At 61.0% G+C, this 25546-nt stretch carries 23 protein-coding genes and 2 tRNA genes; 16 read left to right on the top strand and 9 right to left on the bottom strand.

Going from position 1 to position 25546, the window contains the following annotated elements; translation table 11 throughout:
• Nucleotides 1-82 precede the first annotated feature (82 nt).
• From nagZ to B7H23_RS08575, 9 genes are all read left to right on the top strand, one after another.
• Nucleotides 83-1099, top strand: coding sequence for a beta-N-acetylhexosaminidase (gene nagZ, locus B7H23_RS08615; RefSeq protein ID WP_094077672.1), 1017 nt, complete (start codon nt 83-85; stop codon nt 1097-1099).
• 89 nt (nt 1100-1188) lie between these two features.
• Nucleotides 1189-2289 (top strand): ABC transporter ATP-binding protein, encoded by a 1101-nt coding sequence (locus B7H23_RS08610; protein ID WP_094077051.1) that lies wholly within the window; start codon nt 1189-1191, stop codon nt 2287-2289.
• Between the two features lie 42 nt (nt 2290-2331).
• Nucleotides 2332-2559, top strand: a complete 228-nt coding sequence (locus B7H23_RS08605; protein ID WP_094077050.1) for a twin-arginine translocase TatA/TatE family subunit — start codon at nt 2332-2334, stop codon at nt 2557-2559.
• A gap of 44 nt (nt 2560-2603) precedes the next feature.
• A complete protein-coding gene (gene tatB, locus B7H23_RS08600; protein WP_094077049.1) occupies nt 2604-3095 on the top strand; it encodes a Sec-independent protein translocase protein TatB in 492 nt (163 codons plus the stop codon).
• Complete coding sequence (gene tatC / locus B7H23_RS08595; RefSeq protein WP_240535032.1) at nt 3092-3898, top strand: twin-arginine translocase subunit TatC; 807 nt, start codon at nt 3092-3094, stop codon at nt 3896-3898. Before tatB ends, tatC begins: the two co-directional genes overlap by 4 nt.
• Nucleotides 3899-4017: 119 nt before the next feature.
• Complete coding sequence (gene serS, locus B7H23_RS08590; protein WP_094077048.1) at nt 4018-5304, top strand: serine--tRNA ligase; 1287 nt, start codon at nt 4018-4020, stop codon at nt 5302-5304.
• Between the two features lie 72 nt (nt 5305-5376).
• On the top strand, nt 5377-6138 hold the full coding sequence (gene surE, locus B7H23_RS08585) for a 5'/3'-nucleotidase SurE (RefSeq protein WP_094077047.1): 762 nt from the start codon (nt 5377-5379) through the stop codon (nt 6136-6138).
• Nucleotides 6138-6779, top strand: coding sequence for a class I SAM-dependent methyltransferase (locus tag B7H23_RS08580; protein ID WP_094077046.1), 642 nt, complete (start codon nt 6138-6140; stop codon nt 6777-6779). Before surE ends, B7H23_RS08580 begins: the two co-directional genes overlap by 1 nt.
• A gap of 126 nt (nt 6780-6905) precedes the next feature.
• Entirely contained in the window at nt 6906-8309 is a 1404-nt protein-coding gene (locus tag B7H23_RS08575; RefSeq protein WP_158215794.1) for a peptidoglycan DD-metalloendopeptidase family protein, read from the top strand.
• Between the two features lie 54 nt (nt 8310-8363).
• On the opposite strand, the gene B7H23_RS08570 is transcribed toward B7H23_RS08575, so the two are convergent.
• Nucleotides 8364-9239, bottom strand: a complete 876-nt coding sequence (locus B7H23_RS08570) for an ATP-binding protein (protein WP_094077044.1) — start codon at nt 9237-9239, stop codon at nt 8364-8366.
• A gap of 162 nt (nt 9240-9401) precedes the next feature.
• Here B7H23_RS08570 and yajC point away from each other — a divergent pair, with 162 nt between their 5' ends.
• The 5 genes from yajC (at nt 9402) to B7H23_RS08545 (ending at nt 15384) form a co-directional block, all read left to right on the top strand.
• Nucleotides 9402-9737 carry a preprotein translocase subunit YajC gene (gene yajC, locus B7H23_RS08565; protein WP_094077043.1) on the top strand — a complete coding sequence of 112 codons (336 nt, stop codon included), beginning with the start codon at nt 9402-9404 and terminating at the stop codon, nt 9735-9737.
• A 98-nt stretch (nt 9738-9835) separates the two neighbouring features.
• A complete protein-coding gene (secDF, locus tag B7H23_RS08560; protein ID WP_094077042.1) occupies nt 9836-12394 on the top strand; it encodes a protein translocase subunit SecDF in 2559 nt (852 codons plus the stop codon).
• Nucleotides 12395-12399: 5 nt separating this feature from the next.
• Complete coding sequence (locus tag B7H23_RS08555; RefSeq protein ID WP_094077041.1) at nt 12400-12804, top strand: Mth938-like domain-containing protein; 405 nt, start codon at nt 12400-12402, stop codon at nt 12802-12804.
• A gap of 5 nt (nt 12805-12809) precedes the next feature.
• Entirely contained in the window at nt 12810-13643 is an 834-nt protein-coding gene (locus B7H23_RS08550) for a phytoene/squalene synthase family protein (protein ID WP_094077040.1), read from the top strand.
• Nucleotides 13644-13656: 13 nt separating this feature from the next.
• Nucleotides 13657-15384, top strand: coding sequence for a DUF4153 domain-containing protein (locus B7H23_RS08545; RefSeq protein ID WP_094077039.1), 1728 nt, complete (start codon nt 13657-13659; stop codon nt 15382-15384).
• Between the two features lie 3 nt (nt 15385-15387).
• Here B7H23_RS08545 and trmFO read toward each other — a convergent pair whose 3' ends face one another.
• Nucleotides 15388-16809, bottom strand: coding sequence for a methylenetetrahydrofolate--tRNA-(uracil(54)-C(5))-methyltransferase (FADH(2)-oxidizing) TrmFO (gene trmFO, locus B7H23_RS08540; RefSeq protein ID WP_094077038.1), 1422 nt, complete (start codon nt 16807-16809; stop codon nt 15388-15390).
• Between the two features lie 463 nt (nt 16810-17272).
• Nucleotides 17273-17413, bottom strand: a complete 141-nt coding sequence (locus tag B7H23_RS08535; RefSeq protein ID WP_094077037.1) for a DUF1127 domain-containing protein — start codon at nt 17411-17413, stop codon at nt 17273-17275.
• Nucleotides 17414-17710: 297 nt separating this feature from the next.
• Here B7H23_RS08535 and B7H23_RS08530 point away from each other — a divergent pair.
• Together B7H23_RS08530 and tig are read left to right on the top strand one after the other, a co-directional pair.
• Nucleotides 17711-17792 (top strand) — tRNA-Leu (locus B7H23_RS08530).
• A 96-nt stretch (nt 17793-17888) separates the two neighbouring features.
• Nucleotides 17889-19268 carry a trigger factor gene (tig, locus tag B7H23_RS08525; protein WP_094077036.1) on the top strand — a complete coding sequence of 460 codons (1380 nt, stop codon included), beginning with the start codon at nt 17889-17891 and terminating at the stop codon, nt 19266-19268.
• 79 nt (nt 19269-19347) lie between these two features.
• Here the strand turns inward: tig and B7H23_RS08520 are convergent, their stop codons facing one another.
• From B7H23_RS08520 to B7H23_RS08495, 6 genes are all read right to left on the bottom strand, one after another.
• The gene (locus tag B7H23_RS08520; protein ID WP_193791513.1) at nt 19348-20160 is read right to left on the bottom strand and encodes a class I SAM-dependent methyltransferase; all 813 of its coding nucleotides are present in this window, start codon (nt 20158-20160) and stop codon (nt 19348-19350) included.
• Between the two features lie 162 nt (nt 20161-20322).
• Complete coding sequence (gene radC / locus B7H23_RS08515; RefSeq protein ID WP_094077035.1) at nt 20323-21120, bottom strand: RadC family protein; 798 nt, start codon at nt 21118-21120, stop codon at nt 20323-20325.
• A gap of 35 nt (nt 21121-21155) precedes the next feature.
• Complete coding sequence (gene map, locus B7H23_RS08510; RefSeq protein ID WP_094077034.1) at nt 21156-21989, bottom strand: type I methionyl aminopeptidase; 834 nt, start codon at nt 21987-21989, stop codon at nt 21156-21158.
• Nucleotides 21990-22096: 107 nt separating this feature from the next.
• Nucleotides 22097-22172: transfer RNA gene (locus tag B7H23_RS08505), tRNA-Glu, on the bottom strand.
• 134 nt (nt 22173-22306) lie between these two features.
• Nucleotides 22307-23461, bottom strand: a complete 1155-nt coding sequence (locus tag B7H23_RS08500; RefSeq protein WP_240535031.1) for a YcbK family protein — start codon at nt 23459-23461, stop codon at nt 22307-22309.
• A gap of 196 nt (nt 23462-23657) precedes the next feature.
• Entirely contained in the window at nt 23658-25508 is a 1851-nt protein-coding gene (locus B7H23_RS08495; RefSeq protein WP_094077032.1) for a PHA/PHB synthase family protein, read from the bottom strand.
• Nucleotides 25509-25546: the final 38 nt, after the last annotated feature.

Raw genomic sequence — 25546 nt, 5'->3', positions numbered from 1 at the left:
CGGGTTCGCCGCGATGCACTTTCTCCGTGCAAAACGAGACAAGGCTCTTTCCGACGGCCGAGAACGGGCGCAACCATCTCTCATGACCGAATCGAAAGCCATGATCGTCGGTGCTGCCGGGCTCGCGCTGAGTGACGATGAGATCGCCTTCTTCCGCGATGAGCGGCCATGGGGTTTCATCGTCTTCTCGCGCAATATCGGCGGGGCGGACCAGTTGACCGACCTTGTGGCTTCGGTTCGAGATTGCGTCGGCCAAGCGGACATGCCGGTCTTCATCGATCAGGAAGGCGGACGCGTTCAGCGCCTGAGACCGCCGCTCGCACCCGATTATCCAACGGGCGCCGCGATTGGCGAAGTGTATGCGCGGAATCGTGACGAGGGCTTACGCGCCGCCTGGCTCCTGGCGCGGCTTCATGCTTTCGACCTCAAGCGATACGGCATCAACGCCGATTGCCTACCGATCCTCGATGTGCCGGTGGCCGGTGCTCACGACATTATCGGCGACCGCGCCTATGGAAGGCGGCCCGAACAGGTCGAGGCCATCGGCCGTGCGGTCATGCAGGGCCTGCTGGATGGCGGCGTTCTACCTGTCGTCAAGCATATTCCCGGCCATGGGCGCGCTGGCGCGGACAGCCATGTCGAACTACCGGTCGTCCAAGCCTCCCGAGACGAACTCGAACAGGACTTCGCGCCGTTTCGAGGCCTGAACGAAGCTGTCATGGGGATGACGGCGCATGTGATCTACAAAGCGCTGGACGCCGACCGCCCGGCAACGACATCGCCCTTCGTCGTCAATGAAATCATCCGTGGCGAAATCGGCTTTGACGGTCTTCTGATGAGCGACGACCTTTGCATGGATGCCATGAGCGGCACCTATGCCGAAAGAGCCGAAGCCGTTTTCGCCGCCGGGTGCGATATGGCGCTTCACTGCAACGGAAACATGCGTGAGATGCGGGAACTTGCCAGTCGAACGCCAGCCGTGACGGGTCAGATTGCCGAGAGAGCGGAACGGGCCCTGAAACTGCTTGCCCGGGACGACCGTGCCGACGAGATGGCCTGCCGCAAACAGTTTTCCGAACTGATGGGCGTTTTCGCCTGATCGGAACGGAGTTTTGGCCGCGCCGCTGTTGACGGCCCAGCGGCCCGATGCTTCACGGGTGGCCCACAGCATCAGAAACCCGGGACCCCATGTCCTTGCCGCGAAAAAACAGAGACGATCCGCGTACATCGGTCGGCGTCAGCTTTGCGGCGCGGCTGGCGTTCGAGCATATCGATCACGCCTATGACGACAAAGCGGTTCTGGACGATGTGAGCCTGGTTGCCGAAGCCGGCGAAGTCCTCTGCCTTTTGGGGCCGTCCGGTTCAGGAAAATCGACCCTGTTGCGGATTGCGGCCGGCATCGAGCCGCAGCAGGCCGGCCGTGTTCTCCTGAACGATCGGGAAATTGCCGGGCCGTCGGTTTTCCTGCCGCCGGAAAAGCGCTCTATCGGTCTTGTCTTCCAGGATTTCGCGCTCTTCCCGCATCTCACGCTTCTGGACAATACGCGCTTCGGCCTGACGGAGCTCAGCCGCAAGGACGGTATTGCGGAAGCCAAAAACGCACTTTCGCGCGTTGGGCTTGGCGACAAGATGGATGCTTATCCGCACGAACTGTCCGGCGGGCAGCAGCAACGGGTGGCGCTGGCCCGCGCGCTCGCGCCCCGCCCCGCCGTTCTCCTCATGGATGAGCCGTTCTCCGGGCTGGATTCCCGCCTCAAGGATGCGGTGCGGGCCGAAACGCTCGCTATCCTGCGACAGAGCCGCACCACGGCGATCATCGTGACGCATGATGCCGAAGAGGCCATGCGGATCGCCGATCGCATTGCCCTTCTGAAGGATGGGCGGGTGGTGCAGGTCGGCACGGCCCAGCAACTCTATCATCAGCCGGTCGATCTATTCACCGCGCGTTTCTTCAGCGAAGTCAATATCTTCCGCGGAACGGTCGAGGATGGTGCGGTCGAAACCACGCTTGGCCGCATTGCTGCCCCGGGCTTTGCGCCCGGCGCCCGCGTCAAGGTTGCGATCCGTCTCGTGGGAATCGGGGTTTCGTCAGAACATGGTGAGATCGAAGCGCGCGTGGTCCGCCGGCGATTTCTGGGAGTGACGGAGGTGCTGGAACTGGCGATTTCCGGCGCAGAGCAGACGGTGCGGGCCACCATTCGCGAGGGGCATCTCGAAGCGGGCGTAAAAAATGTTCGCCTGTCGGTTCGTCTTTCTGACGTTCTTGTGTTTGCATCGCCGTCGGACTAGGCCTACATCCAAACAAGAACGCCGGGGATTGAGGAAGAGATCATGGGTACGTTTTCGATCTGGCATTGGCTTATTGTTCTGGCTGTCGTTCTGCTGCTATTCGGCCGCGGCAAGATCCCGGAACTGATGGGCGATGTCGCCAAAGGCATAAAGAACTTCAAAAAGGGCATGAGCGACGATGAGAGCGAAAAAGCCTCCGTCGAGCATCGCCGCGATGCGACCGGAACGACAATCGACAACGAACCGACTTCGGAAGACCGCAAGGCCTGATTTCCGGCGTGTCTGCCAGGCGGCCTTCGGAGTGCTGAAGTCTGATGCTTGATATTGGCTGGCCAGAACTGCTGGTCGTTACGGTCGTCCTGATCGTTGTGGTCGGACCCAAGGATCTGCCGCGCATGCTGCGCACCTTCGGGCGCACCACCTCGAAGGTACGCTCCATGGCCGGCGATTTCCGCAAGCAGTTCGACGAGGCGTTGAAGGAAGCCGAGCTCGACGACGTCAAGGACCTCGTCGACACCGCCCGCTCGCTCAATCCTAAAAACGCCATTCGCCGCGAACTGTCTTCGCTCGACAAGATCGGCCGCAAGATGGAGACCGATCTCAAAGGCGCGGCCAACGCGAAGGATTCTTCGAAGGCGGCGAAACCAGCTTCCGATCAGGTGGAGCCGGCCGCACCTGTAAAGGGAGCGGGTTCTGGCGACGACGATACGCCCGCGCCGGAATCGACTGCGCCGATAGCGCCGCCGGAAGGCGCCAGTGCCGCCGGCAAAGCCAAGCCGAAGACGGCTGAAGAGGGCCAGTCGTGAGCACGTTCAAAGAGGACGACGAGGTCGAATCGTCCAGCGCTCCGCTGATCGAGCATCTGATCGAATTGCGCCAGCGACTCATGTGGGCGGTCGGTGGCTTCTTCATCGCCTTTCTGATCAGTTTCTATTTCGCCAAGCCGTTGTTCAATTTTCTGGTCCAGCCCTTCCGCTGGGCTGTGGAGTGGGCCGGGCTCGACAACCGCCAGATCGAACTGATCTATACCGCGCCGCAGGAGTTCTTCTTCACGCAGTTGAAGATCGCCATGTTCGGCGGCTTCGTGCTGGCGTTTCCGCTCATAGCCGCGCAGATATGGAAGTTCGTGGCTCCAGGTCTCTACAAGAACGAGCGTTCGGCCTTCCTTCCGTTTCTGATGGCCTCACCGGTCCTGTTTCTTTGCGGCGCGGCGCTGGTCTATTTCTTCACCATGCCCATGGTGATGTGGTTTTTCCTGAGCCAGGAGCAGATGGGCACCGCCGCACAGGTGGAGATTTCGCTTCTTCCCAAAGTGTCGGAATATCTCAGCCTCTGCATGACGCTGATCTTCGCATTCGGGCTGGTCTTCCAGCTTCCCGTGGCGACCACATTGATGGCGCGCGTCGGGATGGTGACGTCCCAAGGCCTGAAGGATAAGCGCAAATATGCGATCGTGCTGGCCTTCGTCGCCGCCGCCATTCTGACGCCGCCCGATCCCATCAGCCAGATCGGCCTCGCCCTGCCAACCATCCTTCTCTACGAGATCGCGATCTTCATGGCGCGTCGGGTGGAGCGTCCGCCAGCACAGAGCGAAGAAGCCGAAGGCTGAGCGGTTTTTGTCCGGGCAAGAGGCTGCCAAATGCCCGGTTTTCTTTCTCGCGAAGCCATGGCAAGAGACACGCTGACTATTTCAGCAATCGACTCCACCACTTTTCGAGAGCCGTTTTCATGCTCGACATCAAATGGATTCGCCAGAATCCCGACGAACTTGACCAGGCGCTGAAGGCCCGTGGCGCAGAGCCAAAAGCGCTCGAAATCCTGGACCTCGACGCCGATCGCCGCGCTCATCAGACGAGGCTGAACGAGATGCAGGAGCGGCGCAATGCGGCTTCCAAGCAGATCGGCCAGGCGATGGGGCAGGGCGATACGGAGAAGGCCGAGGCGCTGAAGACTGAAGTCTCGACGCTCAAGAGCGATCTGCAGGCCGGCGAAGCCCGAGCGCGCGAACTCGATGCCGAGTTGAACGATCTTCTGGCCACACTACCCAATGTGCCGCTGCCGGATGTGCCGGTCGGCGCCGACGAAAGCGACAATGTCGAAATTCGCAAGGTCGGCGAGAAGCACGACTACCCTTTCACGCCAAAGGAGCATTTCGAACTCGGCGAAGCGCTGGGCATGATGGATGCCGAAACGGCGGCGAAGATGAGCGGGGCGCGCTTCACTTTGCTCTCCGGCCCGCTGGCGCGGCTGGAACGGGCGCTCGGCCAGTTCTTCCTCGATACGCATACGGGCGAGCATAGCTATACCGAAGTGCAGCCACCGCTTCTGGTTCGTGACGAGGCGCTCTACGGTACCGGGCAATTACCGAAATTCGCCGAGGATTCCTTTCGTACGACCGACGATCGCTGGCTTATTCCGACGGCCGAGGTTTCGCTGACCAACATCGTCAGCGGTGCGATCGTCGATCATGACTATCTGCCGCGTCGCTATACGGCGTTGACTGCCTGTTTCCGTTCCGAGGCCGGATCGGCAGGGCGTGATACGCGCGGTTATCTGCGTCAGCACCAGTTCTACAAGGTCGAGATGGTTTCCGTGACCGATGCGGACAGCAGCGAGGCAGAGCTGGAGCGCATGACGAAATGCGCCGAAACGGTGCTGGAACGGCTCGGGCTGCATTTCCGTACCGTGGTGCTGTGCACGGGCGATATGGGATTTGGCGCGCGCAAGACCTACGATATCGAGGTGTGGCTGCCGGGCCAGGGCGCCTATCGCGAAATCTCTTCCTGCTCGCTCTGCGGTGATTTTCAGGGTCGGCGTATGAATGCGCGCTATCGCGCGGCCGGCGAGAAGCAGACACAGTTCGTCCATACGCTGAACGGTTCCGGCGTTGCGGTCGGGCGGGCGCTGATCGCGGTAATGGAGACCTATCAGAACGAAGACGGCTCGATCACCGTGCCCGAGGCGCTGAAACCCTATATGGGAGGGATCGACCGGATAGAGAAACCTGAAGGTTAAGTATCGCCAACGGTCTGAGAGGAAAATTTCAGGCTGAGGTTTAACGAGCCTGCCGTGAATAATGAGGACACGATGCGCATTCTTCTGACCAATGATGACGGCATTCATTCCGAAGGACTGACAGCTCTCGAACGGATTGCGGCTGCCCTGTCCGACGATGTGTGGACGGTCGCGCCGGAGACCGATCAGTCCGGCCTTTCGCACTCTTTCACCCTGTCGCATCCTCTGCGCATGCGTCAGATCGCGGACAAGCGCTTCGCCGTGCAGGGCACGCCGACCGACTGCGTGATCATGGCCGTGAAGCACATTCTGGACCGCCCGCCCGATCTCATCCTTTCCGGCATCAATTCGGGGGTCAACATCGCCGATGACGTGACCTATTCCGGTACCGTCGCCGGGGCGATCGAAGGCACGCTGATGGGGATTCGGTCGATTGCGCTCAGCCAGGCCTATAATTGGGATGGCGAAAAGCAGCGCACCGTTTCCTATGAGCCGGCGGAAGAGCATGGGCCGGGCGTGTTGCGCAAGCTGGTCGATATGGAACTTCCCGACGGCACGCTCATCAACATCAATTTTCCGAAATGCCCGGCGCGCGAGGTCGAAGGCGTGGAGGTCACGCGCCAGGGTCGCATGATGCACTCCACCGGTATCGAGGAACGGGCGGATGGGCGTGGCTTTCCCTATTACTGGATCCGCTTCGGGCGAGAGAAGGCCGAGCAGCAGCAGGGGACCGATATTCAGGCGCTGCGTGAGAACCGCATCTCAGTCTCGGCCTTGAAGTTGAACCTCACCGATGACGAAACGCTCCATGCGCTGAGAGATCGTCTCGGCTGATGATGAGCGAGGGGTTTGCGGCGTTCGCGCTGAGAGCGCGTGAAAACGGCATTACCGATCCCGATCTCGTCTCCGCCTTCGAGCGAGCGGGCCGCCCGCACTTCGTCGATGCGGCTCACCGCGACGCCGTCTGGTCGCCGCGCTCTATTCCCATCGAATGTGGACAGACGCTGGAGAGTCCGGATCTTCAGATCGCTCTTCTGTCCGCGCTGGACCTCAAGCCGGGACAGCGCCTGCTGGAGATCGGTACGGGCAGCGGCTTCAGCGCCGCGGTGCTCGCCGCCCAGGCGGACAGGATGCTGTCGATCGAGCGATACCGCACTTTGGCGGCGTCCGCTTCCGAACAGATGAAACGGCTCGGTTTCGACCATGCAATTATCCGCCACGGCAACGCGTTCGACGCGTTGGAGCCGGAAGAAGGGCCGTTCGACCGTATTGTCGTCTGGGCGGCGTTCGACCGGTTGCCGGGCCATCTGGCCGGTTGGCTCTGCGGCGGTGGCGTTGCTATCGTTACCATCGGCCTGCCGGACGAGCCGCAGAGCGTCGTCAAGCTGGAGAAAATCGGCAGTCGGTTCGAACGCACCGATTTTGCCGAGGCCAGAATGCAACCTCTGGCAGAACAGAAGGCCTTCTATCTTTAGCATTTAACGGGCCAGTAAGATTAATAGGTTCTAATGCCTGCAGTACGCGTTTGAGTATAAGGCAGGTGTTTCATGCGGAGTGACGTTTCAACAACGCGGCGCAACCATCCCGGACACGGGAGACGCGTGGCGCTTCTTCTCGTTGCGGGTCTTCTGGCCGGCTGCAGCACCGATGCGCTCCGTTTCGGTCAGGATGGCTTCTACAACAGCGCCGTTCCGCAAGCCTCCAATGTCGATACGATCAGCACCGGCTCCATTGGCGGGCAGGGCGCGGGTGTGGGCCGTGCCGTCCGGCCGCAGCAGGATGTCGGCGCTTCCGGTGCGCCAAACTACGCCGTGGCCGCGCCCTCGGCCTCAGCCTATCCGCGCAGCGGCGCAGCGCCTGTCTATGATCGCCGCCAGTTGAACAGTGGCAATGCTGCCGTCTCCGGGGGCGCTCCGCTTCTGGCGCCCCCCAGCAACGCCGCCGATCGGGTCACGACCGGATCGGTCCGCCCAGCCGTCATCAGCGCGCCCCTTCCGCCGGCATCGTCTTCTCGAAGCAGTGCTGCGCCAGCCCGGCAGCCCATGCCGCAACGCGCCAAGACCGACTGGAATGGCGAGGGCACCCGTGTCACGCTCGGCCATGGCGAGACCGTCTACAGCATTTCCCGGCGCTATGGCGTGCCGGTGGAAGCCATTGAGAAAGCCAATGGAATTAGCGACGCATCGGCCGTTCGTGCCGGGCAGACGCTCATCATTCCGCGCTTCGGCCAGTCTGTCGCCACTTCGACCAATGCCACGTCGCCAACACCAGCAGCGCAGCAGGCAAAGCCAGCCGCTACGACTGGCGAAGGCGTGTACAAGGTTGTGGCGGGCGACACGCTCGCCGGTATCGCACGACGTGCCGGAACCAGCGTTTCGGCCCTGAAGGCCGCCAACCGCATGTCCAGCGATACGATTCGCATCGGCCAGACCCTGCGTCTTCCCGGCCGGGAAGTCGCATCTGCCGGATCGGCCATCGCTGCGCGTTCAGTCGATCCGATCGCAACCGGCCCGGTGACGGCCAAGCATGGTGACAAGAAGTCCTCTACACAGACGTTGCCGAGTTATCAGAAGCCGAAGGCCGACAAGGCGAAGACACTGGCCAAAGCCGCTGAGAAAACCAAGGATGCGCCCAAAGCCACCGGTGTTTCCAAACTGCGTTGGCCGGCCAAGGGTCGGGTCATCCGTGGGTTCGGCAACGGCAGTTCAGGTATCGACATCGCAGTGCCGATGGGAACGCCGGTCAAGGCTGCTGAAAACGGCGTCGTCGTCTATGCCGGCAGCGGGTTGAAGGATCTTGGCAACACGGTATTGATTCAGCATGCCGATGGCACCACCACCGTTTACGGCAATGCGTCCGAACTGTCGGTCAAGAAAGGCGACAAGGTCGCCCGCGGCCAGCAGATCGCACGCGCCGGCACCACCGGCAACGCTAGTGCGCCGCAAGTCCATTTCGAAGTGCGCAAGAAGTCCAACCCGGTCGATCCGAAGAAATGGCTGGAATAACGCATTACGCTCGATGACGAAAACAGGGAGGCCGGCTTTGTCGCCGGCCTTTTCCTATATGTCCAGCCGGTGTCCAAGCTCTCCGGCGATGTCCTGAATGAATTGCCAGGCAGTGCGGCCCGAGCGGCTTCCGCGTTCCGCCGCCCATTGCAGTGCCCGCTTTCGCAGGTCTTCGGCACCCAGCGGCAGGGCGAAATGCGCCGCATAGCCGCGGACCATTTCCAGATAGTCGTCCTGGCTGGATTTGTGGAAGCCGAGCCAAAGGCCGAAGCGATCCGATAGTGATACCTTCTCCTCGATGGCCTCACCCGGATTGATGGCGGTTGCGCGCTCATTGTCGATCATGTCGCGCGGCAGAAGGTGTCGGCGGTTCGATGTGGCATAGAAAAGCACATTCTCCGGCCGACCCTCGATACCGCCATCGAGCGCGGCCTTGAGCGATTTGTAGGAAGTGTCGTCCCGGTCGAACGACAGATCGTCGCAGAACAGGATGAATCGCGCCGGGGCCTTCTTCAGCGTTGCCAGAAGGCGAGGCAGCGTCTCGATATCGTCGCGATTGATCTCGACCAGTTTCAACGGCGCGTCCATGCCGGGCTGGTCCGCACATTCGGCATGGACGGCCTTGACCAGCGACGATTTTCCCATGCCGCGCGCACCCCATAACAACGCATTGTTGGCGGGAAGACCGGTGGCGAAACGCCTCGTATTATCGAGAAGGCGATCGCGGCTCGCGTCGACCCCCCGGATCAGGCCGATCGGCACGCGAGCCACCTGGCCCACCGGTTCCAGCCAGCCGGGAAACGGGTCGGGCTGCCAGACGAAGGCCGGCGCAGCCGCGACATCGAACGTCATGGGCGGGGCGGGCGCGAGCCGTTCCAGAGCCTCGCGGATGGCGCTCATCTCTCTGGCCAATGCCGAATTATCGCTCATCGATGCTTGCTCTCCGGCTCTGGAAAAGGCATTGGACCCTTTCACCAACGCCGTCGTCATGTGCCACGGTTGCGCCGAAGGCGCAAAGTCCTATATTTCGCGCGCGTTTCGAAAGGCGGATTGGCCGCCTCCTCAACCCGAATCTTCCGCAGGAGCTCTTTTATGTTCGTAACCCCCGCCTTTGCCCAGGGGACCGGCGCGGCCGGTACCGGAGACGCCTTTTTGCAGTTCCTGCCTTTCATACTCATCTTCGTGGTGATGTACTTCCTCATCATCCGTCCACAGCGCACCGCAGCCAAGCGGCGCGATGAGATGCTCTCGGCGGTTCGGCGCGGCGATACGGTGGTGACCGGCGGCGGCATTATCGGTAAGGTCATCAAGGCGGACGAGACCGAGCTTGAAGTGGAAATCGCAGCCGATACACGCGTCAAGGTTCTGCGTTCCAGCGTTCTTGACGTCCGCGTGAAGGGCGAGCCGGTTCCCGCGAATACGAAATAGCGCGCTGGCCGGGCGGCATATGCCGCCCATTCGCCCAATCCCTGCCGCCTTGCACCGCCAGAACGGCGGGCAAGTCAAAACAAGACGCCGGACCCGCCATGCTGCATTTCGCCCGTTGGAAGACGATTCTGATCTGGTTGACCGTTCTGGTCGGCGTCATCATTGCCCTGCCCAACCTCTTTTCGCGCTCGACGCTTGATGCGCTGCCGGACTTCATGCCGACCCGTCAGATGACGCTCGGCCTCGACCTGCAGGGCGGCTCACATATCCTGCTGCAGATCGACACGAATGAAATTCGTGAAAACCGGTTGAAGGCCATCCGCGACGAAGCGCGTAGTGCGCTGCGCGGCGAGCGGATCGGCTATACGGGTCTGGCGTTGAATGGCAACGCGGTCCAGCTTCGCCTGCGCGATTCTTCGCAGATGGATGCGGCACGCGAAGCGCTTTCGGACACGCTGGCGCCGATCTCCGCCGGCCTGTTTTCCGGCGGGCAGTTGACCGAAGTGGAGATGGAGGAAGGCCAGAACGGCCTGATCCGCCTTTCGCTGACCGATCAGGGGCTGACCTACCGCGTCTCTTCGGCGCTGACCCAATCGGTGGAAGTGGTCGGCCGCCGCGTCAACGAGCTTGGCACGACCGAGCCGATCATCCAGCGTCAGGGCGATGACCGTATTCTGGTTCAGGTGCCGGGCCTCGGCGATCCGGAGCGTCTCAAGAACCTCCTCGGACAGACGGCACAGCTGACCTTCCAGATGGTGGATAATTCGACGCCGGTACAGGAAGCGATCGACGGGCGTCCGCCAGCCGGCACGACGATCATGTATTCAACGGACGATCCGCCCATTCCCTACCTGATCGAGGATCGCGTTATCGTCTCGGGTGAAAACCTCGTCGATGCGCAGCCGACCTTCGACCAGCGGACGGGCGAAGCCGTGGTTTCCTTCCGCTTCGACAATCGCGGCGCGGTTCGTTTCGGTCAGGCAACGCAGCAAAATGTTGGGCGCCCGTTTGCCATCGTTCTCGATGAGGCTGTGATCTCCGCCCCGGTCATCCGCGAGCCGATCACCGGCGGCTCCGGGCAAATCTCCGGCAGTTTCACAACCGATTCGGCCAAGGACCTGGCCGTACTGCTGCGGGCGGGTGCGCTGCCGGCCACACTCAGCATTGTGGAAGAACGGACGGTCGGGCCCGGCCTCGGTCAGGACTCCATCGATGCAGGCGTGACCGCTTCGATTATCGGTTCCATTCTCGTGATCGGCTTCATGTTCTTGGCCTATGGCACGCTCGGACTGATCGCCAATATCGCGCTGACCGCCAATATCGTTCTGCTGATTGCGATCCTGACCTTCCTTGGCGCTACGCTGACGCTGCCGGGCATTGCCGGCATCGTGTTGACGGTCGGCATGGCGGTCGATTCCAACGTTCTGATCTATGAGCGAATCCGTGAGGAACGCCGTAGCGGACGTAAACTGCTCAACGCCATCGAGACGGGCTTCGACCGCGCACTCAATACGATCGTGGACGCCAACCTGACCACGCTGATCGCCGCCGTCATCCTGTTCTATCTGGGAACCGGTCCGGTTCGCGGATTTGCGGTAACACTCGCCATCGGTATCATTACCACCGTCTTCACGGCCTTTACGCTGACCCGTTGGATGGTCGGTTTCTGGTACAAGCGGACACGGGCCAAGGAACTGCCCCGCGCGCCCGTTCGACTGGTGCCGGACGGCACGAGGGCGCCCTTCATGTGGCTGCGGCGGATCACCTTCACCGCGTCGGCGCTGGTCTCGATCATCGCGTTGACCGGCTTTCTTGCTATCGGCATGAATCTCGGCATCGATTTCAAGGGCGGCACCCTGATTGAGGTTCAATCCAAGGAGCAGCAGGCCGATATCGGCGATATTCGCAGCCGCCTTTCCGATCTCAATCTCGGCGACGTGCAGGTCCAGTCCTTCGGCTCGGAGCGCGAAGTGCTGATCCGGGTCGGTGCGCAGGATGCAGGCGACAATGCCGAACAGAGCGCCGCGACCAAAGTGCAGGACGAATTGCGGGACGACTACGATTTCCGCCGCACGGAGGTGGTTGGCCCGACCATCAGTTCCGAGCTGGCGCGAGCCGGCACGATCGGCGTCGCCGTGTCGCTCCTGGCGATCCTGCTCTACATCTGGTTCCGTTTCGAATGGCAGTTCGCCGTCGGCGCTATCATCGCGACGATGCACGATGTCATCATGACGATCGGGTTCTTCGTTCTGACTGGAATCGAGTTCAACGTCTCCTCGATCGCCGCCATCCTGACCATTGTCGGTTACTCATTGAACGATACGGTGGTGGTCTATGACCGTATTCGCGAGAATCTGCGAAAATACCGGAAGATGCCATTGCCGGAGCTGCTCGACCTTTCGATCAACGAAATGCTGCCGCGCACGGTGCTGACCTCGGTCACGACGCTTCTGGCCCTGGGCGCGCTCTTCATGTTCGGTGGCGAAGTGATCCGCTCCTTCACGGCGGCGATGATCGTCGGCGTCTTCATCGGTACCTATTCGTCGATCTTTATCGCATCGCCGCTACTGATCCTCTTCAAGCTGCGCGGGACCCGTGTCGCCGAGGGTGAGGGAGAGGGCGGCGATGAGAATGCGCCGGCCGGCGCTCAGGTCTGATCGGGATGGATGATGGGCGCCAAAGCGGTCCTTTCTCGTTGCGGCCCGCCCACTTCCCGGGCCGGCCGCCGATCGACGCCTATGGCAATGGTGGGTTCCGTTTCGCCGATATGAGCCATCGCGGCTCCCTGCTGCTGCTGCCATCGGGCGTTCGCGATTGGAACCCGGTCGATCCCGAGCAACTCACGGCGGACGATTTCAAGGCCGCACTGCAGGAGGCGGGCGAGATCGAAATCCTCCTGGTCGGTACTGGCATCCATCTGAAGCCGTTGCCGCGCGACGTGCGGCCCACTCTCCGCGAAGCCGGGATATCCGCCGATCCGATGAGCACGGGCGCTGCCGTTCGCACCTACAATGTGCTTCTCGCGGAAGAGCGCGCGGTTGCGGCGATGCTGATCGCGGTGGACTGACAGCGATGGCGGATTTCAACCCGCTCGACACTCTTCGGCAAGCCGATCCGGAACGTTACGCCGCACTCCTCTATATGGCCGAGCCGTTCCGGCGTCCACTTGCGACGCTTCATCTTTTCGATCTCGAACTGGCCCGCATTCCACGTCTCGTCAGCGAGCCGATGGCCGGAGAAATCCGCCTGCAATGGTGGCGGGAAGTCCTGTCCGGAGAGCGCGCGGGTGAGGGACGCAGTAACCCGCTGGCGTCGGCCCTGGTCGAGGTGATCTCGGCTCATAATCTGCCGATGAGTGGATTTGGCATGATGCTCGATGGACGCATTGCCGATCTCTATGCGGATCGATTCGATACCCGAACCGATCTGGAAGCCTATTGCGGACAGACGCGCAGTGCGTTGTTCCAACTTCTTCTGCAAATCGTCGATCCCGCAACCATGGTGATCTCGGCCGATGCGCCCGGCCATGCGGGCTGCGCGCTGGGGATCGCGCAGATCCTGAGCCGCGCTGCGATGGATCGAGGAGCCGGAAAAGTGCGACTTCCGAACGATCTGCTAGAAAGCGCCGGCGGCTCGGCGGAGGACTGGTTACGCGCCGATGACGATGCCTTTCTCGGTCGCGCGGTCCAGGCCCTGACGGCTCTTGGCGCCGATCATCTGGTAAAGGCCGACCGGGCCATCCTGTCGCTCGGAGCGGACGCCCGTCCGGTTTATCTGCCACTCGCCAGCGCTCAACTGCTTTTGCGCCAGGCCGAACGGCAGGGTGCAAAAGTGGTGCGGACCCCGCTTCAACTATCGCCGTTCCGCCATCATTGGGCGCTACTTCGCCGGCGCATACGCTTCTAACCAGAGGATCGATATGGCGGGATGGCTACGACAGGGCTTCCATTCGCTTGCCGGTCTGCGCGGTCTGGCAGCCGATGGAATGCGGCGCGCACTGGAGCGCTTTCCCGTGACAATCGCCGCGCTTTTCGGGCTGGCGCTGTCGGTGTCGCTGAACGAAGCGAACCTGCTTGACGACACACTCACAGAGAAAGGCGCGACATTTTTCGTCGTGGCGGCCCTCACAAGTCTGGCTCTGAGGCTGGCTGCCGAGGCCGGGCCCTTCGCCCGTGCGCGTTTGATAGAGGCAGGCGGCGCTCTGGCGTTGGGTGCGATCGCGTCGGTTCAGTCATCGGCCGATTATATTCCGGCGATGATTGTCGGCGCGCTTCTTCTGCTGATCCCCGCAGCGGCGTCCCGGTCGGATCGGAATGATTTACCGGTCGTGCTCGGCGGCCTCGGCTTTGCCGCGGCGCTCGGTGTTTTGACGCTGCTCATTTTCGCCGGCGGACTGTCGGGCACGCTTGCCAGTCTGCGCTACCTGTTCGGCCTGCCGGTGCCCGACCGCATGTTCGCACAAACATGGATATGGACCGGACTGTTTCTTGCGCCGCTCTTCGCGCTCGGGCGCATTCCAGAGCGGGGCGAGGTGAATCTCGGCGGGCGCATCCTGCTCGACCGCGCAGCGCTGGCCCTTTTCGATTTCGGCGCATTTCCGCTTCTGATCGTCTATACGCTGGTGCTGCACGCTTATGCGGCAAAGATCGCCATCGCCGGCGAATTGCCGCGGGGCCAGATTGGCTGGATGGTGCTGGCCTATCTGCTGACGCTGTTCGGCACGCTGATCGTGACAGCCGGCCATGAACGCGAGGAGCGCCCGGCGACGAGCCGGTTCGTCATGCGATACTGGCCGGCGCTCGTTGTTGGGCCGATGGGCCTTTTGTTCGTTTCGCTTTATGAACGAGTCGCGGCCTATGGCGTGACCGAAGAGCGCTATCTTCTCGGTTTGGCGGGACTGGTCGTGCTGGTCTGGGCGGTGATGCAGCTTTCGGCCCGCTTTCGAAACGATCACCGCCTACTGCTGCTGTTCGGGTGCACCGCCCTTATTATGGCAAGTTTCGGCCCGTGGAGCGCGCAGTCGGTTTCGGTCAGCAGCCAGTTGTCGCGGTTCGAAGCATCGCTCGCCGCATTCCGGGAAGGGCGCGAGGAGGCCGAGCAACAGGCGCTCGGCGCGCTGACCTACCTGACCAGAGCCGACGCGGTGGAACGAACGGTGGGCGAACCGCTCGCCGTGGCGGAAAGCGCGGACACTCTACAGGTTTACACACGCCATTTTGGCCTCGACCCGGACAGTCGGCGAATCAGCCGGTTCGAGGGATTTCACCGTCACGACAGTCAGATGATGGACCTCGCCGGCTATGACATCATGGTTCGTGATGTCATCGTCTCCGACGCTGACCAGCGCATCGGCGGATCGGTTACGAGTGATCCACCTCCGATTGTCTTGGCGGCGCGCGAAGGCGGTATCGTGGTGACGGTCGGTGCGCAAAGCGCCACCTTCGCGCTGGAGGCGGATGGTCAAGCGATAGGAATCGGCGAGCCGTTTCCACCCATACTCGACATGCAGGCGGGCGGGCGGCGTATCCGCCTGATCGTGGAACACTGGAGCTGGTCGGATCCGGAACGCGATGGCAGCGATGCACTGCGCCGCCTTCACGGCAGCCTGCTCATTCGCAGGGCCGACTGGCGGGCGTTGCGGCGCTGAGACTTATTCCGCGGCCTCGACGGCTTGGCCATTCAGCCATCCTTCGCAATCGGACAAGGCCCGGGCGGAGAGGGCGCGCTTCTTCGCCGCCGCCTTGTCCTTGCCGCGAAATCGCCCTTCCCAGCCATCCGGTTTCAGCTTTGTGCCTGGCTCTAGGGGCGGGAACAGGCCGAAATTGACGTTCATGGGCTGGAAGGAGCGTTTGCCGGGCTCTTCGTCGGTGGAAAGATGGCCACCCGTAATGTGATTGAGAAGCGCGCCGAATGCGGTAGTAAGCGGCGGCAGTTCGGGCCGGTAGCCTAGTTGCTCCGCCGCGGCGAAGCGCCCGGCCAGAAGCCCGACCGCCGCCGATTCCACATAGCCCTCACAGCCGGTGATCTGCCCGGCGAAGCGCAGGCCCGGTCGCCCTTTCAGGGTCAGGGAGCTATCGAGAAGGCGCGGCGAGTCGAGATAGGTGTTGCGATGAATGCCGCCGAGCCTTGCGAATTCGGCATTTTGCAGGCCGGGGATCATGCGGAAGATCTCGGCCTGCGCACCATATTTCAACTTCGTCTGGAAGCCGACCATATTGTAAAGCGTACCGAGTGCATTGTCCTGGCGCAGTTGGACCACCGCATAGGCCTTCACGGACGGGTTGTGCGCATTGGTCAGACCCATTGGCTTCATCGGACCATGGCGAAGCGTTTCACGGCCCCGTTCCGCCATCACCTCGATAGGCAGGCAGCCGTCGAAATAGGGTGTGCCCTCCCATTCGCGGAATTCGGTCTTGTCGCCCTCGATCAGCGCGTCGACGAACGCGTTGTATTGCGCTTCGTCCAGCGGGCAGTTGATGTAGTCCTTGCCGGTTCCGCCGGGACCGACCTTATCGTAGCGGCTCTGGAACCAGGCGGTGTCGAGATCGATGGAATCGAAATGAACGATCGGCGCGATCGCATCGAAAAAAGCAAGCGCGTCCGCGCCGGTGGCTTCGGCGATCGAATCGGCCAGAGCGGAAGCCGTCAATGGGCCGGTGGCGACAATGGCCTGATCCCATTCGGCGGGCGGAAGGCCCTCGACCTCCTCACGAACGATCGTCACCAGTGGCTCATCGGTCAGCGCTTTCGTCACGGCCTCGGAAAAGCCCACGCGGTCGACGGCGAGAGCTGAGCCGGCGGGCACCTGATTGGCGTCGGCGCAACGCATGATGAGCGAGCCGGCCATGCGCATTTCGGCATGAATGACGCCCACCGCATTGGCCTGCGCATCGTCGGAGCGAAAAGAATTCGAGCAGACCAGTTCGGCCAGCCCGTCCGTATGGTGGGCCGCCGTTCCGCGGACGCCGCGCATTTCATGGAGGATCACCGGTATGCTGGCGCGGGCGATCTGCCAGGCGGCTTCAGAACCGGCAAGTCCGCCGCCGACGATGTGGACGGGTCGATCTGTCATGAGGCGGTCTCCCGGTAAAACGGCTGGTCCGGCAATAGGATTTCGAACGGCTTCACACAAGACGGTTCGAAGCCGAAGCGGATAAGGCAGCGCCAAAACGCAAAACGCTCGTCGGGGGAGGAGGATCCGACGAGCGTCTTTTGCGTTCGAACCGGTCTGGGAGGAGGATGACCGGCTCTCGCGTTCCGTCGAAGCCATGGGAGGAGGAGTTGGCTTCGGCGAATATGTTCCGGAGGAGACATTGGGAGGAGGAGTTGTCTGCCCCGGTCGAAGAAATATTTAGGCGATCATTGCCAGTCTCGCCAGCGTCCATGTTGCATAGCAGCATTGCACGGGGCGGGTATCTCGATTTTCCGGTCATCGGAACGGTATAAGCGTTCTGCAAAAGCTAAGGGCCGCCTGGTTCGAAGCGGCCCTTATACGAAATATTCAGTTGTGACGTTTGCCGTCAACGCCGGGCCCATCAAAGGCTACGCCGTGCCGCCTGATGGATCGAAGAGCGGTTCAGGCCGATGTCGTGAAGCTGTGCGTCGGACAGGTGTGAGAGCTGGTCGACGGTCTTGCGATACATGCGCCAGCGGCGGTAGTTTTCGAGGATATGCATTTTCAATTCCTGTTGCGTTGCAGCGTCTGCTCTAGCGATTGGCAGGTTGCTGATTTCTTTTTATGCATTTGCCTCTTTAGGAGTCGGATTACCAGTGATGGGTTTGCAATGGTGAGGTGCAATGCATGCAGGGCTCCCACCATACTTTCTTCATGATTGTTCGTGCGAATAGGGAAGGGTGGCCATTGCCGAATCCCTTTTACGAATTCCGCTAATTCAAGCCGATTTTCCCTTTGAAGCGGCAAGCGCCCGTGATAAGAGGGCCGCGCTTTTGCGGGTGGCTTGCCACCGGCATGAGCGGGTGTGGTGAAATTGGTAGACACGCCAGATTTAGGTTCTGGTGCCGCAAGGCGTGGGGGTTCAAGTCCCTCCACCCGCAGGGCCAGCCCCCGCGAGACCGAAATTTCGCAGGAGTTACGAGCCCGGTATCGATCAAAGCCGGCCGATCTCCCGCATGCGACAGAAGAGAGTGAATATGCAGGTAACCGAAACGCTCAACGAGGGCCTGAAGCGCGAAATCAAGGTCGTCGTCCCGGCCGCCGACATGGAATCGCGACTGATGGAGCGGATCAACGATTCCAAGGACAAGGTCCGACTGAAGGGGTTCCGTCCCGGCAAGGTGCCGACGGCCCATCTGAAGCGGATGTATGGCAAGTCTTTCATGGCGGAAATCGTCAATGAGATCGTGACACATTCGACTCGCAACGTGATCGCAGAGCGTGACGAGAAGGCTGCCATGCAGCCTGAGGTCGTCATGACGGAGGATCAGGACGAAGCGGAGAAGATCCTGGCCGGCGAGCAGGATTTTGCCTTTGAGCTGAAATACGAGATCGTTCCGCAGTTCGAACTCCAGGATGTCTCTGACATCACCATCGAGCGCCCGGTCGTCGAGGTCGCCGATGAGGAGATCGAGGATCAGATCAAGCAGATCGCGCAGTCCGCTCGTTCCTATGAGACCAAAGACGGCGCTGCCGAAGACGGCGACCGGGTTACGCTCGACTATCTTGGCAAGGTCGATGGCGAACCATTCGATGGCGGTAAGGCCGAAGGCGCCAATCTGGTTCTCGGCTCGGGTAACTTCATCCCCGGCTTTGAAGAACAGCTGATCGGGCTGAAGAAGGATGATGAGAAGACCATCACCGTGACTTTCCCGGAAGAATACGGTGCGGAGCATCTTGCCGGTAAGGAAGCCACGTTCGACGTGACGATCCACGAGGTCGCAGCCCCGCAGGATCAGGAACTGGACGACGAACTGGCCAAAAAGCTCGGCCTCGAAAGCATGGACAAGCTGCGCGAGATCGTTCGCGATCAGGTGCAGGGCCAGTATGGCCAGATGACCCGCCAGAAGGTGAAGCGGTCGCTGCTGGATGCACTGGACGAGCGCTATCAGTTCGAGACGCCCGAGAAACTGACCGAAGCCGAGTTCAACAATATCTGGAACCAGGTGACGGCCGATCTGGAGCGCAATGGCAAGAGCTTCGAGGACGAAGAAACGACCGAAGAGGAAGCTCGCGCGGACTATCAGAAGCTTGCGGCGCGCCGCGTTCGCCTCGGCCTTGTCCTTTCGGCGGTCGGTGAGAAAGCCGGCATCACCGTGACCGATGAAGAACTGCAGAAGGCGCTTGGCGAACAGCTTCGCCGTTATCCCGGCCAGGAGCAGCAGGTGATGGAGTTCTACCGCAATACGCCAGATGCGGTGAACGCCCTTCGTGCGCCGATTTTCGAAGAGAAGGTGATCGATCACCTTATGGAAGAGGTCAGCGTCAACGACAAGACTGTCAGCAAGGACGAGCTGATGGCGGATGACGACGAAGAGTTCGGCAGCAGCACTGCGACGGGCGGCGACGACGCCTGATCGCAAACGCGCTCGACCGAAATGAGAAAAGGCCGCGTCGTCGACGCGGCTTTTTTGCTAGGTTCTGCCTTTCCGGATGTTAGGCCGTCTGGCGGATTACGCCCGCATGTTTCGGCAGATCGTCGGGCGCAATGCTCGGAGGCTGAATATCCCGGCGCACTGGCGCGCGACGCATTGCCAGTATCGATTTTCGAAGTCCGTAGACCCACTCATATTCGAAGTTGGCATCCGGAAACAGCGTGCGCACCTGGCGCATGGATAAAAGTCGGTGGTGCTCGATCACGGCCCTGGCGTCGTCGTAATCGGGTAGGGGCCTGAAAAAGCCTAGCTTCATGCGTTGCAACATGGCGACGCGAACGGCTTGCGGCAGATATTGAAAACACGGAACGCGAAAATGCGGTTCCAGGGGAAACCAGTAATTGGGCGTCTGCATGTAATAACGTTGACCCAGTCGCGCCATATTGGCCGCAAAGCGCTCCATGTCCGGCATCTGGCCAACGTGTTCGATCACGGAATTGGAATGGGCGAGGTCGAACGTCTCGTCTTCCATCAGCTTGGCATCGGTGGCGTCACCCTTCATGGAGGCGAACAATGATTCGTCCCTGATCGGGAACACTTCGGGATTGACCAGGGTAATGTGGATGCGGGGGCGGTACGCATCGAGAAAATCGCGCCCGATATCCCAATATTGTTCAGTTCCGCCCAGATCGATGATCCGGGCCTGCCGTCGCTCTCGGAGAATCGCTTCGATCATCTGCTGGATATGGCGGAAGCGCGCCCGACGGAACCGGTATTCCAGGCTCGTAGGGTCGCGATAGGGATCACGAGGTCCGGTTGGCTGCGCCACGCACCGTGCCCGGGCCTTTGGGATCAGCTTCGATTTCGGTCTCATCGGCTCAGCCTGTCTCAATATGAAACATCGATACCTAGACGAAGATCCGAACCGGGTAACCGTTCGCTAACCCTGTTTGTTTACTCGTGGTTAACCGTAAATTTCGCTTCAAATACGAGCGATGGGACGGCTGATCGGTCCGGCAGAGCGACCCCACCGGTCTCAGATGTAACCCTGGCCGCGCAGGCTGGTTTCACCCGACCTGGCAATGATGACATGATCGTGAACAGTTATACCGAGCGGGGCCGCGACCTCAATAATCGTCTTGGTCATTGCGATGTCGGCGCGGGACGGGGAGGGATCGCCCGAGGGATGGTTGTGGACCAGAATGACTGCCGTCGCCGACAGTTCCAAGGCGCGTTTGACGACTTCGCGCGGATAGACCGGCGTATGGTCGACCGTGCCGACCTGCTGCACCTCGTCGGCAATCAGCGCGTTCTTTTTGTCGAGAAACAGAATGCGAAACTGCTCGCGGGATTCGTGCTGCATCGCCGCCCTGCAGTAATCGATCAGGGCTGCCCATGAAGAGAGGACTTCGCGATGCTGGATGTCGCGCTTGAGGCATCGGCGATGAATTGCGGCGGCAATGGCGAGGTCCTGGGCTACCGCTTCGCCAACCCTCGGCACTTCCTGCAGAAGATGACGGGGAGCCGACAGAACGGCCGACAGGCTGCCGAATCGGCCAAGAAGTGCCTTGGCGATGCTTTTCGTGTCGGCTCGGGGAACAGCGCGAAAGAGATAGAGCTCCAGCAATTCATCGTCGCGGAAATTGCCATCGCCGTGCGAATCGAAACGTTCGCGAAGCCGTTCCCTGTGACCGTGATAATGTGGCCTGGCGGCGCTGGCGGCTTTGCCCTTTCCGGGGGCAGACATATTCACAGTCTCGGCCTTTCGTGAGCCGGTTCCAGCATCGCCCTTACCGAAGCGCTCGAAGAAGCCGCGTTCGTCCGCCTCGCTCATCCGTCCCCCAGCATGCTCCGTTCAGCGTTGAAGCGTCAGCTTGGGTCGTCCAGCCCGGGACGGTCAAGCCCGGCGGGACTGCGGGTGAAGATTTCGCATCCATTTTTCGTCACGCCGACCGTGTGTTCATATTGTGCGGTGAGCTTGCGATCCGCCGTGATAGCGGTCCAGCCGTCGCCCAGAACGCGCACATGGGGGCGTCCCATGTTGATCATCGGCTCGATGGTAAAGATCATTCCTTCACGCATCTCGATGCCTTCGCTGTCGCGCCCATAGTGCAGAATGTTTGGGGCGTCGTGGAATAGCTGCCCGACGCCATGGCCGCAAAAGTCGCGGACAACCGAATAGCGATGCGCTTCCGCATGAGTCTGGATCGCCTGGCCGATTGCTCCAGTCTTGACGCCTGGCCGGACGACCTCAATCCCTTTCATCAGGCAATCCTGCGTGACCTCCAGCAATTTGCGTGCGAAGGGCTTGATGCGCCCGACGGGATACATGCGCGACGAATCGCCATGCCAGCCGTCCAGAACATAGGTCACATCGATATTGACGATGTCGCCCTCGCGGAGCGGTTTGCGGTCGGGAATACCGTGGCAAACCACCTCGTTCTTCGAAGTGCAGCAACTCTTGCGATAGCCACGATAGTTGAGCGTGGCCGGCATGGCGCCGTGATCGAGGCCGAATTCCAGAACGAAATCGTCGATCTTCTCGGTGGGCGTACCGGGCTTCACCATCGTCACGAGCTCATCGAGGCATCGCGCCGTCAATTGGGATGCTTTCCGCATCCCCTCGAAAGCCTCCGGGCCGTATAGACGGATCTGGCCGGTGTTCCGCTGCACCTGCTCTTCGGCCTGGATGTAGATGGTCATCAACTCGTTCTCCGGCAGAGCGGCGGCTATCGCGCCGTGCACATATGACAGCGACATGGCAAGGCCATGACCCAAATGCAAGTGCTGTCAGAATGAGGAGAAGGAAGTGGTACGCCCTACGGGACTCGAACCCGTGTTTCCGCCGTGAAAGGGCGGCGTCCTAGACCGCTAGACGAAGGGCGCGGATAAGGTGTGAGCCGTATAGTCGGAAGGTCCCCGCAAACGCAAGTGCGGATTGTGATGAAATTTCGAAAAATCGCGATTGGGGACAAGTCTCTACGGCTGGGCAGCCAACTCTCACCCGAGGCACCGGACGATCAGCGGCGGCGACGCCGTTTGCAGCGCCAGTTCCAGTCGCGTTCCGGGCCGACATCGATATGCACCGATTTGGTGTGGCAATAGGTTCCGACGCCGCCACGACCATCCATGCTGCGCAGATATTCCGCCAGCGTCCATTTGCTGACGCCTTCGACCTGGATGTCGGCTGCCGCGCAGAACATGTGCAGCGATCGTTTGGCGCCCCTGGCGCGCGCATTGCGCTGGCGCGAGCGGAAACCGGACGTAACGATCACGGGGCGTCCGAACTTTTTCTCGACCTGATTCAGCACCCGCACGAGCGCCGGCTTCAGACATTTGACGTCCACACCTTCGTGCTGGGTCTTCAGCCCGTTCGGCGCCAGCCGTGCCAGGCCGGAAAGAGAGGCCAGCCGAATCGGCTGGTCGGCTTCATCCAGATCGATATCGCTATTGTCCGTTCGACCGTCCTTACGCTCGATCTCGAACAGACGATCCTTGTCAACGCCGGGCAATACGGGATTGCCGACGCCAACGACCTGCTGGGTGGTCGGAGGGCGTGACGTAACAGGCTGGGGCAGGGGCTGCATGCTGGCGGAAACAGGACGCTCAAGGCGAATCGGAGAAGGCGGTGCGGCGAGGGCAAGAGCGACTTCGCCCTGGCCTTTTGCGCGCGGAATGTCGTTTTGCGGTAGGCGAATCGGTTGCGGTATTCCAGCCGGTGGCTCAACCGGCGCCATGGCTGTCGCAGCCAATTCCCGCGCGTCGGGTTCGGCCGTTTCCCGCGCATCTTTTCGATCGGCCAGCCTTATGGGCGCCGGCGCAGCCGCACTTGCGACAGAAGGCGGCGCCAACCGGGCAGCCGGCGATGTCGGTGACGGCTGATTGCCCACCTCGTTCATCGCGACACGCATGGCGGTCGCTTCACTTCCACCGCCATCACCCTGTTCGACTGTTGCAAGATCGGTTTCAGATGGAGAAGAAGCGGTTTGGCCAACCATGTCCGTCTGCCGGGACTGGGCAGTATTGGGCTGGCTTTCAGCGACATCGGCCAAAGAGAGACCCAGAGGCGGAACCGGAGTGCCGGACGTACACCCGGCGACTGAAAACGCCGATGCGGACACCAGCAGCAGAGCAGCCAGACGAATGCCATGGCGTCTGTTTGTCGGCTCCGGCAAACGGTATTCCCCTCTTGGCGGTCGAGAACGTCTCAACAAGCGCCCTCAAATTCACTCAGGCCCACATAAAGCGAGCTGGCTTAAACTTCGGTTAGCGCATCCCGACGCAAACCGTAACTGCCATGACAATTCTGTGAGGTGAATAGGGCACAATTGCGATGGACGCCTCAACTTTTCCCGTCGCGGTTCGCAGAGATCAGATCCGCATCTGAACGTAGGAACCTGGCGCATCGCCCAGCAGTTCGCCGCCCAGCCCGGTAACCTCCCGCGCATCGACCTTCTTGTCCGACATATCCTCGATCCAAGCCTGCCAGTGCGGCCACCACGAACCCGAGTGCTCTTCGGCTCCAGACAGCCATTCATCGTAGCTTTCGGAGAAATCGGCGGTTTCGTTTGTCCAGTACTGGTATTTCTTCGATGCCGGCGGATTGACCACGCCGGCGATATGGCCAGAACCGGAAACGACAAGCTGAACCGGTCCGCCGAACAGGCGGCAGCCCTTGTGCACCGATTTGGCCGGCGCAATGTGGTCTTCCCTGGTGGCCAGATTGTAGATCGGAACCTTGATGTCAGACAGGCTGATCGTCCTGCCATCGACGTTCATGCGTCCGGCGGACAGATTGTTCTCCAGATAGCAGTTTCGCAGGTAGAAACTGTGATTGGCAGCCGTCATGCGGGTCTGGTCGCCGTTCCAGTAGAGCAGATCGAACGCCATCGGGTCTTGGCCGCGCATGTAGTTGTTGACCAGATAGGGCCAGATCAGCTCTTTCGAACGAAGAAGATTAAACGCGTTCGCCATCCTGTCGCCGGCCAGGTAGCCCTTGCGGTCCAGTTCCTGTTCGATCTCGCAAACCTGCCGTTCGGTCGCGAACACCTTCAGGTCACCGGCATATTCGAAATCGACCTGGGTGGTGAAAAGGGTGGCCGAGGCTGGCCGCTTGTCACCTTCCTGCGCCAAAAGGGCGAGTGTTGAGGACAAAAGCGTGCCGCCGACACAATAGCCGACCATGTTCATCCGGTCCTCGCCGGTAATCTCTTCCACCGTGTCCAAGGCGAAGCCGATACCGTCGCGAGCGTAATTGCCCCAACTTTCGTTGCGGTGGCGCTCATCCGGGTTCACCCAGGAGATCACGAATACCGTATGGCCCTGGGAAACGGCCCAGGAGATGAAGCTCTTCTTCTTGTTGAGATCGAGAATGTAGAATTTGTTGATCCAGGGCGGGACGATGACGAGGGGCCGCTTCAGGACATTTTTCGTCGTCGGCTCGTATTGCAGGATTTCGCAGAGCCGGTTGCGGGCGACCACCTTGCCGGGCGTCACAGCGATGTTGTCGCCGACCTTGAACGGTCTTGCATCGACCTGGCGCAGCCGGATCTCACCGCCGCCACGCTCGACATCCTCGGCCAGCATCTTCATGCCACGCGCCAGGTTCTCACCGTTCGATTCCACCATTTCCCGCATGACGGTCGGATTGGTCAGCGGAAAATTGCTGGGCGACAGGGCGTTCATCACCTGACCGAGAAAGAACTCCGCCCTCTGCTTTTCGGTCGCATCCATCTCTTCCATGTCCTCGACGAGGGACCTGGTCCACTGGTCGAGCGCGAAGTAACTGTCGCGCAGAAAGGCGTAGAACGGGTTGTTCGACCAGTCTTCGCCGGCGAACCGTTTGTCTCGCTGAATTTCCGGTTCCGGCTCGATGTTCTGCCCGGCCAGGCGGCTGACATTCCTGCTCCACACATCCAGCATGCTGGACATCAGACGGGTCTGCATATCGACTGCGCGCACCGGATCGGACAGGAAGTGCTGTCGCACGCTCATAATCGTATTGACCGTCTCCTTGACGATCTCCGGCGTCTCGCCGACATAGTTTTCCGGATGCTCCTCGCGCGGTCGCAACCAGGCTGCCGCGGCCTTGCCGGCATTTTCCATCGCAAGCGCGATATTTCTCGCAAATGCCTCGGGATCCTGCACGGATACCGACTTCATTTCGTCGGTCGCGTTCTTTTCCCTCGCCGTGTTCTTTTTGTTGTCCTCACGCTTACTCATCGAACCACCTCCCAGGGCCCTTTTTCAACTGCGCCGTA

Origin of the sequence: Notoacmeibacter marinus (assembly GCF_002238045.1) — a bacterium.
In the GTDB taxonomy this organism is placed as follows: Bacteria; Pseudomonadota; Alphaproteobacteria; order Rhizobiales; family Rhizobiaceae; genus Notoacmeibacter; species Notoacmeibacter marinus.
This window is presented reverse-complemented; position numbering and strand designations above follow the sequence as displayed.

Excerpts from the sequence above, each read along its gene's own strand:
- nagZ (WP_094077672.1), top strand. The coding sequence starts at position 83 with ATGACCGAATCGAAAGCCATGATCGTCGGTGCTGCCGGGCTCGCGCTG.
- B7H23_RS08610 (WP_094077051.1), top strand. The coding sequence starts at position 1,189 with ATGTCCTTGCCGCGAAAAAACAGAGACGATCCGCGTACATCGGTCGGC.
- B7H23_RS08605 (WP_094077050.1), top strand. The coding sequence starts at position 2,332 with ATGGGTACGTTTTCGATCTGGCATTGGCTTATTGTTCTGGCTGTCGTT.
- tatB (WP_094077049.1), top strand. The coding sequence starts at position 2,604 with ATGCTTGATATTGGCTGGCCAGAACTGCTGGTCGTTACGGTCGTCCTG.
- serS (WP_094077048.1), top strand. The coding sequence starts at position 4,018 with ATGCTCGACATCAAATGGATTCGCCAGAATCCCGACGAACTTGACCAG.
- surE (WP_094077047.1), top strand. The coding sequence starts at position 5,377 with ATGCGCATTCTTCTGACCAATGATGACGGCATTCATTCCGAAGGACTG.
- B7H23_RS08580 (WP_094077046.1), top strand. The coding sequence starts at position 6,138 with ATGATGAGCGAGGGGTTTGCGGCGTTCGCGCTGAGAGCGCGTGAAAAC.
- B7H23_RS08570 (WP_094077044.1), bottom strand. The coding sequence starts at position 9,239 with ATGAGCGATAATTCGGCATTGGCCAGAGAGATGAGCGCCATCCGCGAG.
- yajC (WP_094077043.1), top strand. The coding sequence starts at position 9,402 with ATGTTCGTAACCCCCGCCTTTGCCCAGGGGACCGGCGCGGCCGGTACC.
- secDF (WP_094077042.1), top strand. The coding sequence starts at position 9,836 with ATGCTGCATTTCGCCCGTTGGAAGACGATTCTGATCTGGTTGACCGTT.
- B7H23_RS08555 (WP_094077041.1), top strand. The coding sequence starts at position 12,400 with ATGGATGATGGGCGCCAAAGCGGTCCTTTCTCGTTGCGGCCCGCCCAC.
- B7H23_RS08550 (WP_094077040.1), top strand. The coding sequence starts at position 12,810 with ATGGCGGATTTCAACCCGCTCGACACTCTTCGGCAAGCCGATCCGGAA.
- B7H23_RS08545 (WP_094077039.1), top strand. The coding sequence starts at position 13,657 with ATGGCGGGATGGCTACGACAGGGCTTCCATTCGCTTGCCGGTCTGCGC.
- trmFO (WP_094077038.1), bottom strand. The coding sequence starts at position 16,809 with ATGACAGATCGACCCGTCCACATCGTCGGCGGCGGACTTGCCGGTTCT.
- B7H23_RS08535 (WP_094077037.1), bottom strand. The coding sequence starts at position 17,413 with ATGCATATCCTCGAAAACTACCGCCGCTGGCGCATGTATCGCAAGACC.
- tig (WP_094077036.1), top strand. The coding sequence starts at position 17,889 with ATGCAGGTAACCGAAACGCTCAACGAGGGCCTGAAGCGCGAAATCAAG.
- B7H23_RS08520 (WP_193791513.1), bottom strand. The coding sequence starts at position 20,160 with ATGAGACCGAAATCGAAGCTGATCCCAAAGGCCCGGGCACGGTGCGTG.
- radC (WP_094077035.1), bottom strand. The coding sequence starts at position 21,120 with ATGAGCGAGGCGGACGAACGCGGCTTCTTCGAGCGCTTCGGTAAGGGC.
- map (WP_094077034.1), bottom strand. The coding sequence starts at position 21,989 with ATGACCATCTACATCCAGGCCGAAGAGCAGGTGCAGCGGAACACCGGC.
- B7H23_RS08495 (WP_094077032.1), bottom strand. The coding sequence starts at position 25,508 with ATGAGTAAGCGTGAGGACAACAAAAAGAACACGGCGAGGGAAAAGAAC.